Annotated in this window: 12 protein-coding genes; 1 reads left to right on the top strand and 11 read right to left on the bottom strand. The window is 47.2% G+C overall.

Annotated features, from left to right (window positions below):
- Positions 1–38 precede the first annotated feature (38 nt).
- From clpX to rpsO, 8 genes are all read right to left on the bottom strand, one after another.
- Positions 39–1,289: an ATP-dependent Clp protease ATP-binding subunit ClpX gene (gene clpX / locus FC47_RS05930; protein WP_006499749.1), complete on the bottom strand. Its 1,251-nt coding sequence runs from the start codon at positions 1,287–1,289 to the stop codon at positions 39–41.
- 215 nt (positions 1,290–1,504) lie between these two features.
- Positions 1,505–2,818: a trigger factor gene (gene tig / locus FC47_RS05935; RefSeq protein ID WP_056968400.1), complete on the bottom strand. Its 1,314-nt coding sequence runs from the start codon at positions 2,816–2,818 to the stop codon at positions 1,505–1,507.
- A gap of 133 nt (positions 2,819–2,951) precedes the next feature.
- The gene (gene ade / locus FC47_RS05940) at positions 2,952–4,697 is read right to left on the bottom strand and encodes an adenine deaminase (protein ID WP_056968416.1); all 1,746 of its coding nucleotides are present in this window, start codon (positions 4,695–4,697) and stop codon (positions 2,952–2,954) included.
- Between the two features lie 81 nt (positions 4,698–4,778).
- Positions 4,779–6,125, bottom strand: coding sequence for an NCS2 family permease (locus tag FC47_RS05945; protein WP_006499746.1), 1,347 nt, complete (start codon positions 6,123–6,125; stop codon positions 4,779–4,781).
- Between the two features lie 464 nt (positions 6,126–6,589).
- Positions 6,590–7,780, bottom strand: coding sequence for an elongation factor Tu (tuf, locus tag FC47_RS05950; RefSeq protein ID WP_006499744.1), 1,191 nt, complete (start codon positions 7,778–7,780; stop codon positions 6,590–6,592).
- A gap of 202 nt (positions 7,781–7,982) precedes the next feature.
- Positions 7,983–8,873 carry a hypothetical protein gene (locus tag FC47_RS05955; protein ID WP_056968401.1) on the bottom strand — a complete coding sequence of 297 codons (891 nt, stop codon included), beginning with the start codon at positions 8,871–8,873 and terminating at the stop codon, positions 7,983–7,985.
- 63 nt (positions 8,874–8,936) lie between these two features.
- Entirely contained in the window at positions 8,937–10,748 is a 1,812-nt protein-coding gene (locus FC47_RS05960; RefSeq protein WP_006499742.1) for a ribonuclease J, read from the bottom strand.
- Between the two features lie 209 nt (positions 10,749–10,957).
- The gene (gene rpsO, locus FC47_RS05965) at positions 10,958–11,227 is read right to left on the bottom strand and encodes a 30S ribosomal protein S15 (protein WP_006499741.1); all 270 of its coding nucleotides are present in this window, start codon (positions 11,225–11,227) and stop codon (positions 10,958–10,960) included.
- A gap of 261 nt (positions 11,228–11,488) precedes the next feature.
- Between rpsO and rpsT the strand changes: the two genes are divergently transcribed.
- Positions 11,489–11,743, top strand: coding sequence for a 30S ribosomal protein S20 (gene rpsT, locus FC47_RS05970; protein ID WP_006499740.1), 255 nt, complete (start codon positions 11,489–11,491; stop codon positions 11,741–11,743).
- A gap of 50 nt (positions 11,744–11,793) precedes the next feature.
- Here the strand turns inward: rpsT and holA are convergent, their stop codons facing one another.
- From holA to FC47_RS05985, 3 genes are read right to left on the bottom strand one after another with little or no spacing between them, the layout of a single operon-like run.
- Positions 11,794–12,819, bottom strand: a complete 1,026-nt coding sequence (holA, locus tag FC47_RS05975; protein ID WP_006499739.1) for a DNA polymerase III subunit delta — start codon at positions 12,817–12,819, stop codon at positions 11,794–11,796.
- Positions 12,789–15,056 carry a DNA internalization-related competence protein ComEC/Rec2 gene (locus tag FC47_RS05980; RefSeq protein WP_056968402.1) on the bottom strand — a complete coding sequence of 756 codons (2,268 nt, stop codon included), beginning with the start codon at positions 15,054–15,056 and terminating at the stop codon, positions 12,789–12,791. The genes holA and FC47_RS05980 overlap by 31 nt, the downstream gene beginning before the upstream one ends.
- Positions 15,053–15,547, bottom strand: coding sequence for a ComE operon protein 2 (locus FC47_RS05985; RefSeq protein WP_033934904.1), 495 nt, complete (start codon positions 15,545–15,547; stop codon positions 15,053–15,055). Before FC47_RS05985 ends, FC47_RS05980 begins: the two co-directional genes overlap by 4 nt.
- Positions 15,548–15,580: the final 33 nt, after the last annotated feature.

Raw genomic sequence — 15,580 nt, forward strand, 5'->3', positions numbered from 1 at the left:
TCCGTTAAAAAAGGGTCACTGCTGACCCTTTCTGCCTGTTATGAAGCTTTTTCGTCCTTTAATACGTAACGCGGCTCGCCATGGCTTTCCACGCAGCGCTTGTCAATTACGACCTTGGCAACGTCATTGCGGCTTGGCAGATCAAACATGACGTCTCGCATTACGTCTTCAATGATCGAACGCAGTCCACGCGCCCCAGTATTTCGCTTGATTGCCAATTGAGCCATTGCCCGCAAGGCACCATCCGTAAACTGCAGCTGACTGCCATCCAAGCGGATCAGTTCCTGATACTGCTTGACCAGAGCATTCTTTGGCTCCGTTAAGATGCGGACCAGATCATCTTCATCCAATTTTTGCAGCGCCGTCAAAACTGGCAAGCGGCCGATGAACTCAGGAATCAGCCCAAACTTAAGCAGATCTTCTGGAATGACGTGTTGGAGGATGTTCTTTTCGTTGACGTCCTGCAGCTCGCCAGTATCCGTTCCAAAACCAATCGTCTTGTCACCCAGGCGTTCCTTGACAATATTTTCAATTCCATCAAAGGCCCCACCAACAATGAACAAAATATTGCTGGTATCAACTTGAATAAACTCCTGTTGCGGATGTTTACGGCCACCCTGCGGCGGAACGTTGGCAATCGTGCCTTCCAGGATCTTAAGCAGTGCCTGCTGAACCCCTTCGCCAGAAACGTCACGGGTAATTGAGACGTTTTCGCCTTTTTTGGCGATCTTATCAATTTCATCAATGTAGATAATACCTTTTTCAGCTCGTTCAACATCAAAGTCAGCGGCCTGTAAAAGCTTCAAAATGATGTTTTCAACGTCCTCACCGACATAGCCGGCTTCAGTTAAGGTAGTCGCATCAGCGATCGCAAATGGCACGTTCAAAATCTTTGCCAGTGATTGTGCCAGATAGGTCTTCCCAGAACCAGTCGGCCCAATAATGGCAATGTTGCTCTTCTGCAGATCAGTTTCGTTGTTGTCGCCCGTCATCATGGCGTTGACCCGTTTATAGTGATTATATACCGCTACGGCCAGCGTCTTTTTAGCATCGTCTTGCCCGATTACATAGTCGTTAAGCTCCTTGACGATTTCGGCCGGCGTTGGTACGCGGAAAGTTTCATTAGCGTGATCTTCGGCCAGCTCTTGTTCAATAATCTGCTGGCAAAGATCGACACACTCGTTGCAAATGTAGACGCCAGGACCGGCAACGATCTTTTTTACTTCGTCTTGCGACTTGCCACAAAAAGAACAGTGCACGGCATCCATGCCACTGGTATCTTCAAACATCTTGCGTCCTCCTCTTAAAATGATTGTGTTTATCATACCAAACTGTCGGCCAAATTTCGAATAATTCAAACCATCATCGATACGACAGGCAGGCTTAAATAAAAAATGATCGACTCAGTACGACAACAGGGCCCAGCACCCGGATAACCGAACGCTGGGCCCCTATGTTGTTTTAACAGTGCTGATTGCAACTGTTTTTAACGCAATTTCAAAGATTACTTGTCTTCTTCTGCGTCCTTGGATTCAACTTGCTTAGCAGAATCCGTAACCAGGTCAACGGCCTTCTTGATTTGAATGTCGTGACTCAGCATATCCTTGGACAGAGCCTTCTTAACGGCATCTTCTTCCATACCGTATTGAGCAGCCAGGTCCTTGATTTCAGCATCGATGTCTTCATTGGTTGCTTCCAGGTTGGCATCCTTAACGATTGCTTCCAGAACCAGGTTGGTCTTAACCCGCTTAGCAGCATCGTTGGCGAATTGCTTGCGCAGGTCGTCTTCAGTAGTACCAGTGATTTGGAAGTACATCTTAGGATTGATGCCTTGTTGCTGCATGCCCATCAGGTATTGTTGTACTTGACGGTCCGTGTCGTCGTCCAGCATTGCTTGTGGAATTTCTTCCGTTTCAGCGTTGTTAACGGCAGCTTCAATAGCAGCATCTTCAATGGCAGCGTGAGCAGCGTCTTCTTTTTGTTCTTGCAGCTGCTTCTTCGTCTTTTCCTTCAATTCGTCAAGCGTGTCAACGTCTTCGTCAACGTCCTTGGCAAATTCGTCGTCCATTTCTGGCAGTTGCTTTTCCTTAACTTCGTGCAGCTTGACTTCAAAGACGGCTTCTTTACCGGCCAGGTCTTGTGCATGGTATTCTTCAGGGAAGGTTACCTTAACTTCAACGTCTTCGCCAGACTTGTGGCCAACCAGTTGGTCTTCAAATCCTGGGATAAAGGCGCCTGAGCCCAGTTCCAGCGAGTAGTTGTCAGCAGAGCCGCCGTCAAACTTTTCGCCATCAACGGAACCTACGTAGTCGATAACGACCGTGTCGCCGTTTTCAGCTGGTTGGTCTTCCTTCAGAACCAGTTCAGCTTGTTGTTGACGCTTGGATTCCAATTCGTCTTCAACTTCCTTGTCGGAAACCGTCGTGTCTTGAGCTGGAACTTCCATACCCTTGTAGTCGCCCAGCTTAACTTCTGGCTTAACGGCAACTTCGGCAGTCAGTACCCATGGCTGACCCTTTTCCAGACTCTTAACATCGATTTGTGGTTGGTCAACTGGTTCGATACCGGTTTCTTTAACAGCATCTTCGTAAGCCTTTGGCAGCACGATGTTCAAAGCATCTTGGTACAGAGCTTCTTCACCGTACATTTGGTTAAACAGTTGACGTGGCACGTGGCCCTTACGGAAACCAGGAACCGTGATCCGTTTTTGCGTACGCTTAAAGGCTTGGTCAATACCCTTCTTAGCCGTTTCAACGTCGATTTCAAAAGTTAATGTCCCTTTGCTGGCTTCGCTGTCGCGTTCCCATTTTGCTGACATTTCATTTCCTCCAATAACTTGCAGTTTTCAACTGGTCGCTGCTCATATCACAAATGACAGCGACCCGTACATACTTTAATAGTTTACCGTACAGTGCCCTGGATTTCAACTATTCGCATTAATTATCGCCAATTTAAGCCTGATCATCGACTTCGAGCGTTACAAACCGACCATTGGCAACGTCAAAGAGCCCCTCATCCGTCAATTTCAATTTTGGAATTACTGCCAATGGCAAAAAGCTCAGTGACATGACTGGATCAATATTTTCTGGAATTCCCAGCTCTTGGTAAGCAGTCTGATTGATCTGATTTTGGGCCGCCACGACCTGTTCAGCCGGCTGATCACTCATCAAACCAGCAATCGGCAGCGCCATGCGGGCAATTGGCTTTTGATCTTTTACCATGACAACGCCGCCGCCCTGTTTGATCAGTTCAGCAACAGCTGCCAGCATCTCAGAATCACTGACCCCGGCTGTCATGATATTGTGGGAGTCATGACCGATTGAGATGGCAATCGCGCCATGCTTGATGCCATATCCGCTGACCAGTGCCGTACACATTTTGCCGGTGGCGTGATGACGCTCAATAACTGCTAATTTAACCACATCTTGACTTTGATCGTAGACAAAATCACCGGTTTCATCATGACTGACTTGACGGATTGCTTCATCAGTCAAGACCTCCCCCGGAATCACCTTAATCGTCCGCACCGGCTTACCAGTCAGATGCAGCTTAAAACAATCGCTGGCTAACGGCTTAACGTGCATGGAGGTTGCCACCGCATCGATTGGATAGCGCTGAACCTTTGGCAGATACTGGCCATCTTGAGCCACTTTCTCACCCAGGATCCAGGTCTGTTCCACATGAAAACTTCTTAAATCATCTACGACTACCAAATCAGCCCGTCTGCCGGGAGCAATGGCACCACGATCATTTAACCCGCAGTATTCAGCTGCGTTTAAGGTGGCCATTTGAATAGCCGTAATCGGAGAAAGGCCCTGCTCGATACAGATCCGAATGCTGTTGTTCAGATGGCCCAGCTTCATTGCCGTGACTGCCTGGACGTCATCGCCAGCCAAAAGACAATGGCGAGCAGTTTGCGGGTTTACGACTGGCAAGAGATTTTTCAAGTCATGCTCAGTCGTTCCCTGCCGAAGCAGAACATATATCCCGCAAGCCAGACGATCTTTGGCTTCTTGAACCGTTGAGCATTCATGATCATTAGCTACGCCCGCAGCCGCATAGGCATTCAGCAGTTTGCCAAAGACTTGCGGCGCATGACCATCGATCCGCCGATGATACTTTTTGGCCAGCATAACCTCGTCAATCATCTTATCATCATTATTGACGACGCCGACATAATTCATTAATTCAGCCAAGCCATCCACGGTACCATTTTTTAAGGCCGGTTCCATATCTAAAGCACTAAGGTTGGCGCCGGCATGCTCAAAAGGAGTCGAAGGCACGCAAGAAGGCATCAGGTAACGAATATCCATTTTTGCCAGTTTGGCAGCCTGCTCCATGTATTCCAAGCCTTTTAAACCGGCAACATTGACAATTTCATGCGGATCGCATAAAGCAGTTGTCGTTCCGCATGGGACAAAAATCCGGCTGAATTCCTCAGGCGAAACATAGGAAGATTCCACATGAATGTGAGCATCAATCAACCCTGGCAGCAAGAAGCGCCCGGCCAGATCAACCACCTGCTGTCCTTCATAACGCTCACCGATTCCAGCAATATAACCAGCTGCCAAGGCCACGTCGCCTCGCCGAATGGTTCCTAAAAAGACATCCACGATCTGCGCGTTTCTAATCACTACGTCAGCTGGCACGCGACCAGCTGCCACATCAATCAAGTGTTTTAGTTCTGTTTTTTTTATCATGACTGAAGCCTCTTTCATTTCTGTCAAAATATTATAAAAAAGGCACGACCGCTTTCGATCGAGCCATTTTAATAGTCGTTATGGTAATACGTTTAAGACATACAGCATCAAGATGAAGACAAAGAGCAATGTCCACATGATCCAATTGATTTCTTTACGCCGTCCTGCAACCGTCATCGTCAGCGGGTAGAGAATAAAGCCAAACGCAATCCCGTAAGAAATATTGTATGTCAAAGGCATACCGGCAACCACCATGAATGCTGGAAAGGCAATTTCAAAATGAAGCCAATCGATACCCGCCAATGAACTGGCCATCAGCGAACCAACAATAATCAGTGCAGGTGCCGTAACCTGGGTCGTAACCACCGTCAGCAGCGGACTGAACAGCAGACTGAAAGCAAACAAAACGCCGACCGTCAACGCAGTCAATCCCGTTCGACCACCAACTGCAATCCCAGCCGATGATTCAACGTAGGCAGCCGTTGGCGTAGTCCCCATTACCGAACCACTCAGCATGGAAATTGAATCTGCCATCAAAGCCTGGCCAATCCGCGGCATCCGGTCGTTTTTCATTAAACCAGCCTGTTGTGCCAAACCCACCAGTGTTCCGGCCGTGTCAAAGAATGCCACCAAAAGGAAGATCAGCACCACGGCCCACATCTGCGGCGTATTAACCTTACCCAGGTTGGTCAGCGCCACGCCAAAAGTTGGCTTCATGGAAGGAGCTAACGAAATAATATGAGCAGGCATCTTAATCAGGCCCGTAAACAAGCCCAATAGCGTCGTCAGAATCATCCCGATAAAGATTGATCCAGGAACTCGTTTAGCCATCAACAGTGCAATCGCTAAGACCCCAAAGATCGTCAGCCAGGTCGTTGGTACCGTCAGTGAACCTAATTGAACCAATGAGCTCTTGCTGGCAACGACCAGGCCACCGCCCTGCAGTCCAACAAAAGCAATGAACAGACCAATCCCAGCCGCAATGGCCAGTTTCAAATCATGCGGAATCGCGTTGATCACGGCTTCACGCACCTTCATCAAAGAAAGAATCGTAAAGATTACCGATGCTACAAAAACACCAGCCATCGCAGTCTGCCATGAGATCCCCATTGCCAGAACCACCGAGTATGTAAAGAACGCGTTATCACCAAGACCAGGTGCAATGGCAATCGGATAATTGGCTAAAAATGCCATCAATAAACAGCCGATAATTGCAGATAATGCCGTTGCCGTAAAAACCGCACCCTTATTCATGCCGGCCATTCCCAAGACGCTGGGATTGACAAACAGAATGTAAGCCATTGAAACAAAAGTCGTCAGACCCGCGAGCAGCTCACGCTTGATCGTCGTGCCCTGCTCGCTTAAATGAAACCATTTCTCTAAAATATTGGTAGAAGCAGGCGAGTTATTCGTGCTTTGACCCATTAAAATTCATCTCCTATGCATTTAATCCAACAAACAAGATTTGATTATGCAACAATTTTCGGATTTTTGCAATATACTAAAACGATAAAATTGCGAATGTTCGCATTTGATTTTTAAATTAGCTTTTGTAAAAGGTTTTAAATGCGATTGTTCGGAAATCAAAAACCAGGCCATCAATGTGCAAGCCTGGTAAGAATAAATCAAAAATAATTTTCAATTGTTTTCCTAGCTGCGGCTAATCAATCCATCTCTGACTGAATGTCATTGCCTTGATTTTTAGCAGCTACACAGGTTATATCAGTAATTTCAGTCTGTTACGATGCATTGACAGTATCCGCGCCTAAAAAATTCCCCACTTCATTTTTGAAGCAGGGAATTGATCTTCGCCAATCCGATTTGACAAAGAACAAAAAAAGAGCAAGCAGAAATCTGCTTGCTCTTTGATTAATTGCACTAATTTGAAATTAGTCCAGGATGTCAGAAACGACACCGGCACCAACAGTGTGGCCACCTTCACGAATCGTGAACTTCAGACCCTTTTCAATGGCAACTGGCTTTTGCAGGGAAACAGTGAACGTAACGTTGTCCCCAGGCATAACCATTTCTACGCCATCTGGCAGTTCGATCGTACCCGTAACGTCAGTAGTGTGGAAGTAGAATTGTGGACGGTAGTTGGAGAAGAATGGCGTGTGACGGCCCCCTTCTTCCTTCGTCATAACGTAGACTTCACCCTTGAAGTTCTTGTGCGTTTGGATGGAGCCTGGTTGTGCCAGAACTTGACCACGTTCTACTTGGTCGTGGCCGATACCACGCAGCAGAACACCAACGTTGTCCCCGGCTTCACCAAGGTCCAGCGTCTTGTGGAACATTTCAACACCCGTAACAGTAGACTTCAGGATTTCGTCCTTCAGACCAACGATTTCAACTTCGTCGCCGACCTTAACGGTACCACGGTCGATACGACCGGAAACAACAGTACCACGACCAGTGATAGTGAAGACGTCTTCGATTGGCAGCATGAATGGCTTGTCAGTAGGACGCTTTGGAGTTGGGATGTATTCGTCGATAACATCCATCAGGTGCAGGATAACCTTTTCTTGTTCAGGGTCACCTTCCAGAGCCTTCAAAGCAGAACCACGAACAACTGGAATGTCATCGCCAGGGAAATCGTATTCGCTCAGCAGGTCGCGAACTTCCATTTCAACCAAGTCAACCAGTTCGTCGTCGTCAACCAAGTCAGTCTTGTTCAGGAATACAACGATGTATTGAACACCAACTTGACGAGCCAACAGAATGTGTTCACGAGTTTGTGGCATAGGACCGTCAGTAGCAGCAACAACCAGGATAGCACCATCCATTTGTGCGGCACCAGTGATCATGTTCTTAACGTAGTCGGCGTGGCCAGGGGCATCGATGTGTGCGTAGTGACGCGTTTCCGTTTCGTATTCAACGTGGGCCGTGTTGATAGTGATACCACGTTCCTTTTCTTCTGGAGCGTTGTCGATATCAGCGTAGTCTTCAGCCTTTGCCAGACCCTTTTCTGCCAGAACCTTCGTGATAGCAGCAGTCAGAGTAGTCTTACCATGGTCAACGTGGCCAATAGTACCAATGTTTACATGGGGTTTAGTACGTTCATAATGTTCTTTTTCAGCCATTAATGAAATCCTCCTGATAAATTACAAGTATAATGCCAGACAACCAAAACATTGTCTGACACACCCTTAATGAAAATTGTACTACTTCCGGGAGCCAATTAAAAGTTTAAAAACCGGTTTTCCGAAAGAATTCTTAATTATAATATCAGCTCTCCCCTGATTTGTAAATGAATTTAACCGAAACTTTTTAATGCATGCCTAGTTACTGAGCCAGACGTGCAATCTGATTCTGCCACTGCTTAGCCAAAATAACGTCCTGATCCTGATCAGTACTTTTAGAATAAGCCGTCAAAGCCTGATACCAAGCGCCTGCATCAGGAATCGCCAATTCAACCAGGGGATATAAAAAGGCCAGCTGCAGGCGAAACTCTTGGTCAAACATCTGATATGACAATGGATCCTGCTGGCTGAAATCTCGTTTGATCATTTCTTCAACCTGTGAAACAACCGGTATCGCTTCAACATCCGACAGTTTTGCCAGATCAATCAAATGCTCTCGTTCATCCAGCCAATAAATGGCAATCTTTCCCGTAAGATGCAATCGCTGCAATATTTGCATCAGACTTGATCTGATCAACGGATTGACAAACGGATCACGCACCAAGAACTTGGCCCCAATCAGATACTGCTTAAGCGGCAGGTGACTGGCAGCTCTAAAACGACGCTGCTGTTCGCTAAAACTGCCATCGCCCAAGTGGTAGAACTGTTTTAGCTGACTGTTCAGCGTCGTCTGATAGTGAGCGGCAAACTCATTTTCGGCCTGCTCGACCTGACCAATAAACTCATCATACCATTTTGGCAGAGCATTCAGCTGCACGCGCACGTCAATAAACGCTTGGGCATGCAGCTCAACGTTGATCAATAGCTGCATCAGCTCTTTAGAAGTCACATAGTCATTGAGATGCTCAATTGCATAAAAAGCGGCCTCAGCATACTGCTGATCTTCATATAATGCTCTTACCAGCTGGCGATTAATAGCAAACTCGTCAACCTCTTCATACAAAGCGGCAAACCGTTGGGCGGCCTCATGATAGTGCTGCTGGTCAAGCAACTGATCTGCTTGATGAAACTGCTCTTGTTGTAAAGGCGTCATAGTCTTAAAATTCCTTTCTAAAAGTCAAACAGCGCGAGCATTGGCTGATGCTCACGCTGCTGATTATTTGCCTGCCTTGGCTTCGGTTTTACGCTGACGCTTGGCTCCGCGGCCTCGTCCGCGACGCTTAGCGACAGTCTTTTTGGCCGTTGATTCTTCATTGGCCTTATCATTAGTCTTTTTAGAGTGATTTTTGCGCTTTGGATGCTGATTGATTTCCATGATCACCGGCAAAATTACCGGATGACGCTTAGTTTGATTGAAAAGGAAACGATTCAGCTTTTCGCGCACGTCAGATTTAAGATGCGTCCAGTCAAACTCTTTTTGATCAAGGTTTTCCTGCACGACTTTTTCAACCAGATCGGCACTTTGCTTCATCAGCTGCCGGTTGGTCTTAACGAAAACAAAACCGCGCGAGGTAATCTGCGGCCGCGCCACGATCTTCTTCTTTTTACGGTCAATCGTTGCCACGACTACAAAGATGCCGTCCTCGGACAATACGCGGCGATCACGCAGCACGATATTGCCGATATCACCAACCCCGGTACCATCAATCATGGTATTGCCAACCTCAACGTGGGCCCCTAAATGGAATGCCCCGTCTTCATAGGTCAAGACATCGCCCTTATTAGTCAAAAAGATGTGGTCAGCCGGAATGCCAACTTCTTCAGCTAAAATGGCATGCTGATCAAGCAGGCGATATTCCCCTTGAATCGGCATAAACCATTGTGGCCGCATAAAGTTAAGCATCAGCTGCTCATCATTTTGGTTGGCATGACCGGATGGATTCAGATCAGCCGCAATAAACTTGACGCTGGCACCAGTCCGGTAAAGCATGTCCTCAGTCTTTTGCACCGTTGTTTCCATCGCGTACGATGGCGTCGTCGTAACAAAAACCAGGTCGTTCTCGTTGAGCGTGATGTTTTTATTGTCGCCATTGGCAATCTGCTGCAGCGCCTTGATTGGCTCACCCATCTTGCCCGTTTCTAAGACAACCAGTTCCTCTGGCGGCAGTTTCTTGGCTTCTTCCAGCGTAATCAGCAGGTCGTCTTCTGGCATCTTCAGCTTATTAAGAGACATAGCCGTGTCAATGATCTGTTCCAGGTCATGGCCGGAAAGAATCACCTTGCGTCCCGTTGCCGCTGCCGCGTTTAAAATCTGCTGAACGCGCATAATATTTGAGGCTACGCTGGCAACCACCACGCGTCCTGGAGCAGCTTCAAAAGTGTCTTGAATGTAGGCTGCAATATCTTTTTCCTTGGTATTCATGCCGGTAATCCCAGAACCGGCCGAATCAGACAGCAAAAGCAAGACTCCCTGCTGGCCAATCTGAGCAAGCCGAGCCAAGTCGGTCCGATAGCCTTCAGCAGCCGTTTGATCAAACTTAAAGTCACCGGTATAGACAATGTTGCCTTCTGGCGTCTGCAAAACAATCCCCATGGTATCAGGAATCGAGTGCGTGGTCTTAAAGAATGAAACCGTAACGTCGTTGAAGTCGATTTCAGTAGCAGCATCAACAACATGGAAGTCATTGAATTTTTTGACTTTCTTGTCGGCACTGTCTTTAACGGCCAGCTTAGCCAGGGCAATCGTCAATTCGCTCCCAAATACCGGTACGTTAAAATCAGCCAGGAAATACGGCAACCCACCAATTGCATCGGCATGGCCCTGGGTTAAAAAGACCCCGACGATGCGATCGGCACTGTCCTTTAAAAATGACCAGTCCGGTACGACCACGTCAATTCCCATCAGTTCGTTTTCCGGATATTTTAAACCGCAGTCCAAAATAAAAATCTGTTCGTCAACCTCGACGGCATACATGTTTTTGCCGTTTTCGTGCACGCCCCCAAAAGGCGTAATCTTAATCTTGCTCATGTTTGCTCCTTTATGATTGTATTTAAACGCGCCACGGTCCTGGACGGCTCATGGCAATTTATTCGTTCATAATTGCTGTTATTCATCTTACCACAGAATCAACACAGATTGATAATTAACCATTCTATCCATGAAAAATTTTAATTAAAAAGAGCAACAAAAAAAGCCCCGACATTTGTCGAGACTTAAGATCTGAGCAGACGTTAGGATTAACGACGCAGGCCCAGACGCTTGATCAGTTCACGGTAAGCTTGCAGGTCAGTACGACGCAGGTAAGCCAGCAGGTTACGACGGTGACCGATCTTCTTCATCAGACCACGTTGTGAATGGTAGTCATGCTTGTGCGTACGCAGGTGGTTGTTCAGTTCGTTGATGTCAGCAGTCAATACGGCAACTTGAACTTGAGTTGAACCCGTGTCGCCTTCGTGCGTAGCGTATTCCTTGATGATTTCGTTTTTGCGTTCTTTAGAGATAGCCATGTTGCTATTCCCACCTTTCAAATTTTAATGCGCCGAGTTCTAGGTAGAGCGTCGGTGAGGATCGCTGAACCGAGAAGAGGCATGGGCCGTTTTTAGCAGCCTTTGATAATATAACGGATTCTGAGCAAAATTGCAACCAACAAAGCCTTTTTTCAAACGATAGGACTAAGACTATTGCAATCGCCAACTGACTTTTGTATAATGACAAATGTTGAAAAATTCTGGTCAACTAATTAAACCGGGTTAACGGAGGTGAAATTCATGCCAATCATCAAATCAGCAATCGAACGTGTACGGACCAGCGAAAAGGCCCAAGCACGCAACGCTTCCCAAATGAGCGAAATGCGCACGGCTGTTAAGAAGTTCGACAAGGCTAAGGTAGCCGGCGCCGAAAACCTTGACGACCTGTACAAGGCAGCTATTTCCGCTATTGACCGTGCCCACTCCAAGGGCCTGATCAAGGCAAACAAGGCTGCTCGTGACAAGTCCCGTCTGACGGCTCGTTACAACAAGTAGTGCTTAAATAAAACAAAAAACCGATGTCTCAGCGGCATCGGTTTTTTGTTTTACCCAGCTTTTTTAGCAAACTGCAGCATAAACAGCTGAAACAGCAGTTCTGGCTCGCGCGAAGTCGTTTTTAAGGCTTTTTCACAGCGAATAAGACCTAAATAGGCTCTTACCAAATCATTCATTTGGAAGCGACGCGCCGTCTGCATACCAAGCTTAACCCGGTATGGATGCACTTTAAGCCGACTGGCCAGCGTTCCCTGGCTCAGCCCCCGCTTGCTCAATACCTTAATCTGAATCAGCAGTCGAAACTGACTGACCAACAGTGCATTCAGCTGCAGCGGCTCGTGATTGGTTTCCAAAAGCTGCTGGTAGATATCCAACGCCTTGGCCTGGTCTCTTTTTAAGACTGCCGTAATCAGATCAAAGACGTTCTCATCCAATGACTGTGGTACCAGCCCCATCACGTCATCGCGTTTGATGCGTTTGCTTTGGTATGCCAAAAGCTCTAGTTTCTCAACGTTCCCCATCATCAAGCCATAATCGGCATTGGTACGTCTGATTAGTTCATCCATCGCACCGTTTTCCAAGCGGTAACCGTCACCTAAGAGCTTTTGTTCAACCTGATGGCGGGCATCCTGTTCGCTTAAAGGCGCCGCACTGACCTCAACTGCGACTTTTTTCAGTTCTTTGACCAGTCCCTTGCGATTGTCAAGTTTTTCATAAGGTGCCATTAATACCAGTACCGTTGACGGCTCAGGATGTTCCAGATAGTTTTTAAATGCGTCTAAGTCATGATTGACCTTGACCTTGGCAGGATTACCCGTTAAAAAATATGGCTTGTTGATCAAAACCAAGCGCCGTTCGCCAAAAAAAGGTGCCGACATTGCATCATCAAGCGCAACCGAAAGCGGCGTCGTCTCCATATCGTAGCTGCCAACGTTCATCACCCGCTCTGCTTCAGGAATCAGATTCATAAAAGCATCACGCGCCTGTTGCTGCAAAATTCCTTGTGTTCCCAATATTACATAGATCATTGCCGGCGTCTGGCTGCTTAGCTGTTGGCGTAAGGTGGCAACATCCATTTTAATTCATCCCCTTTTAGTCTTGTTTTCCAATATCCTTGATTTTGATAATAACAATAGCTGATCATCCCATACTGCTGAGTAGAAACCGGTGTAATCCCCAAACGCCGCAGATTTTTTATCGTCACGGAATTAGGATGACCATAGCGATTAAAGCGACCGGCTGAGATGATACCGTAACGCGGCTGCAGACGGCTTAGAAATTTAGGATCGCTGCCAGTTCGGCTGCCATGGTGGCTTAATTTCAGAACGTCGGCTCTCAGCTGTGAATAGCGATCAATAACGGCCCGTTCTCCTTTGCGATCCAGATCACCGGTAAAAACAAAGTCAAGTGATCCAAAGCGTCCTGCCAGCACCATTGAGTCTTCATTTTTGCCCGTCCCAGATTTAAAGGGATGCAGCACCTTTAAGGGCAGATCATTGGGCTGGTGATCGGCTCGCACCGGTATGACTTTAAGCGGCTGACTGACCAGGCGCTTAAATTTCGGATTACGCTCCATTCCACTGGGGACCAGCACCTTTTTTACGTGCATTGATTTGAGTACGGTTGGCAGATAGCCGATATGATCAGCATCGCTGTGGCTTAGACAAACAGCATCAAGTCGCGTGATGCCACGACTCTTTAAATAGCTGATCGAAGTTCTGGCTGCCATATCGCTGGTCGTCTGACTCTTGGCCCATTGCGGCAGACGATACTGCAGTCGGCCACCCGTATCAATCATCACTACTTGGCGGTTAAACGGCGTTCGCACAATCGCACAGTCGCCCTGACCAATATCTACAAACGTCACCTCACCAGCTGGCGCTAGATGAATCGACAAAAAAGCCACACAATAAGCAGCAGCCAAAATATACCAGCTGCTTTTTTTAGCAGGCTCTGCCAACAGCCACAAAGTCAAAAGCAGAATTATAATAGCCCCAGGTGAAGATAGTTGACCAAACACCAGCATGCCTGGCCCAGCAGCCAATTGGTCCAAAATCCGATGCAGCAGCTTCAGCATTTGATTAAAGCTGTATGCCAAAAGCGGCAGCCAGCTGGCAGTCAGAGCCGCCAGCAGCGTAAGCGGAAACAGTACCGTGCCGAATAATGGTATCAGAAGCCAGCTGACCAGCGTGCTTAATAAGTGTACCTCATAAATATAATGAAACAGGCTGGGCAGACTGACCAGATTCAGCCAAAATGCTCTTTTTAGATCCGAAACGTTTCTTAGCGACAACGGCATCAGCAAAGACATCAAATAGCTCAGCTGTCCGCCAAGCGTCAACAAAACGTATGGATCAAGCAGAATGCCGATCACTAGGCTGATCGACCAGGCATCAACTCTTGAAAAACGCAGCCGATGACTCAAAAGGCGCACTTCAGCCATAATCGATGCTCGAATCAGACTAGCCGCACCACCGCCAATAATCAGATAAAACGGCAGCAGAGCAATTAAAAGCCAGTCGATCGTTTCAATATTAAACCGCAACCGGATCAAAAGTCCTCTTAAAATTGCAATCAATAAAACCACGTGCATGCCTGAGATGCAAAATAGATGAATCACACCCAGTTTTTTGACTGAACTCAACAGCTGCGTGGTCTTAAAGGTATTAAGGCCAATGATCAGACTATCGCAATACTCGCTCAGCGGCGAGGGCAGCGTCTGAAAATACTGATGCAGACCAATTCTTAGACAATGACAGCGTTCAATCAGCGTATGTGGTTTTTGCGGCTGCCAATGCCATTTTTGTGCCCGAATCTCATTATAGATATGATGTCGCCACTGGTACTTTTGGTAGTCAAACTGGCCAAAATTGGTAGGACCGATGATTGGCTGCTCTTGGCCTTTGATCTGCCAAAAAAGCACGGCTTGGTTGTGAACCAGCGCCGCCTTTTCTTGTGAAGAACGCAGTCTTAGGACCACTGATTCACGCTCGCCTGAATTCAGATTGGTTCCCTGCATCTGAACTAAATTGCCATTAACTACGATCTGATCAGGCAGTACCTTAAAATTGCATTCAATCGGCTGCGGCGTTGTCAGCGGCTTAGTCCGAGCATTATAAAGCGCATAGCCGCAAATCAGGATCGTCGTCAAACCAGCTAAAAGCACCAGCTTGATCGTTGTAAAATCATGCAGCGTCCAAACGCGAAACAGCAAATAGAGCAGCAGCAGACACAGCCACAGCTGACTGCCCAGGATAATCCCGGTAACCAAAGCAGCGGTTAGGGCAGGAAAAAGCCACCGTGAATCAATCAATCCTTAAATGGCTTTTGCGGATTGATGTACTGGTCCAAATGGGCTTCTTCCAAAATGTTGGTATCAAGCTTGATCTGGTGTAAAGCGACATGTTTCAAGCGAATCAGCTTCATTGCATAGTCGTCGTTATGATAATTGCGGATATAATTGATCTCTTTGATTCCAGCCTGTAAAAGACTCTTAGTGCACTGCAGGCAAGGAAAATCGGTGACATAAAGGCTCGCGCCATCCGTTGAGGCACCAAACTTGGCACATTGCAGAATTGCATTCATTTCAGCATGAATCGTCCGCACGCAATGACCGTCACGTAAATAGCAGCCCGCGTCCAGACAATGATCATCGCCTGAAACCGAGCCATTGTATCCGCCAGCGATAATCCGCTTGTCACGAACCAAGACGGCGCCAACCGACAGTCGCTGGCAAGTACTGCGGGAAGCCAGTAAGGCCGCCTGCATCATAAAATACTGATCCCAATCAATTCTATGTTCCACTTTTATCATCCTCTTTTTTGTTCTGCTAACCAG

It is taken from the genome of Limosilactobacillus mucosae DSM 13345, from assembly GCF_001436025.1.
In the GTDB taxonomy this organism is placed as follows: domain Bacteria; phylum Bacillota; class Bacilli; order Lactobacillales; family Lactobacillaceae; genus Limosilactobacillus; species Limosilactobacillus mucosae.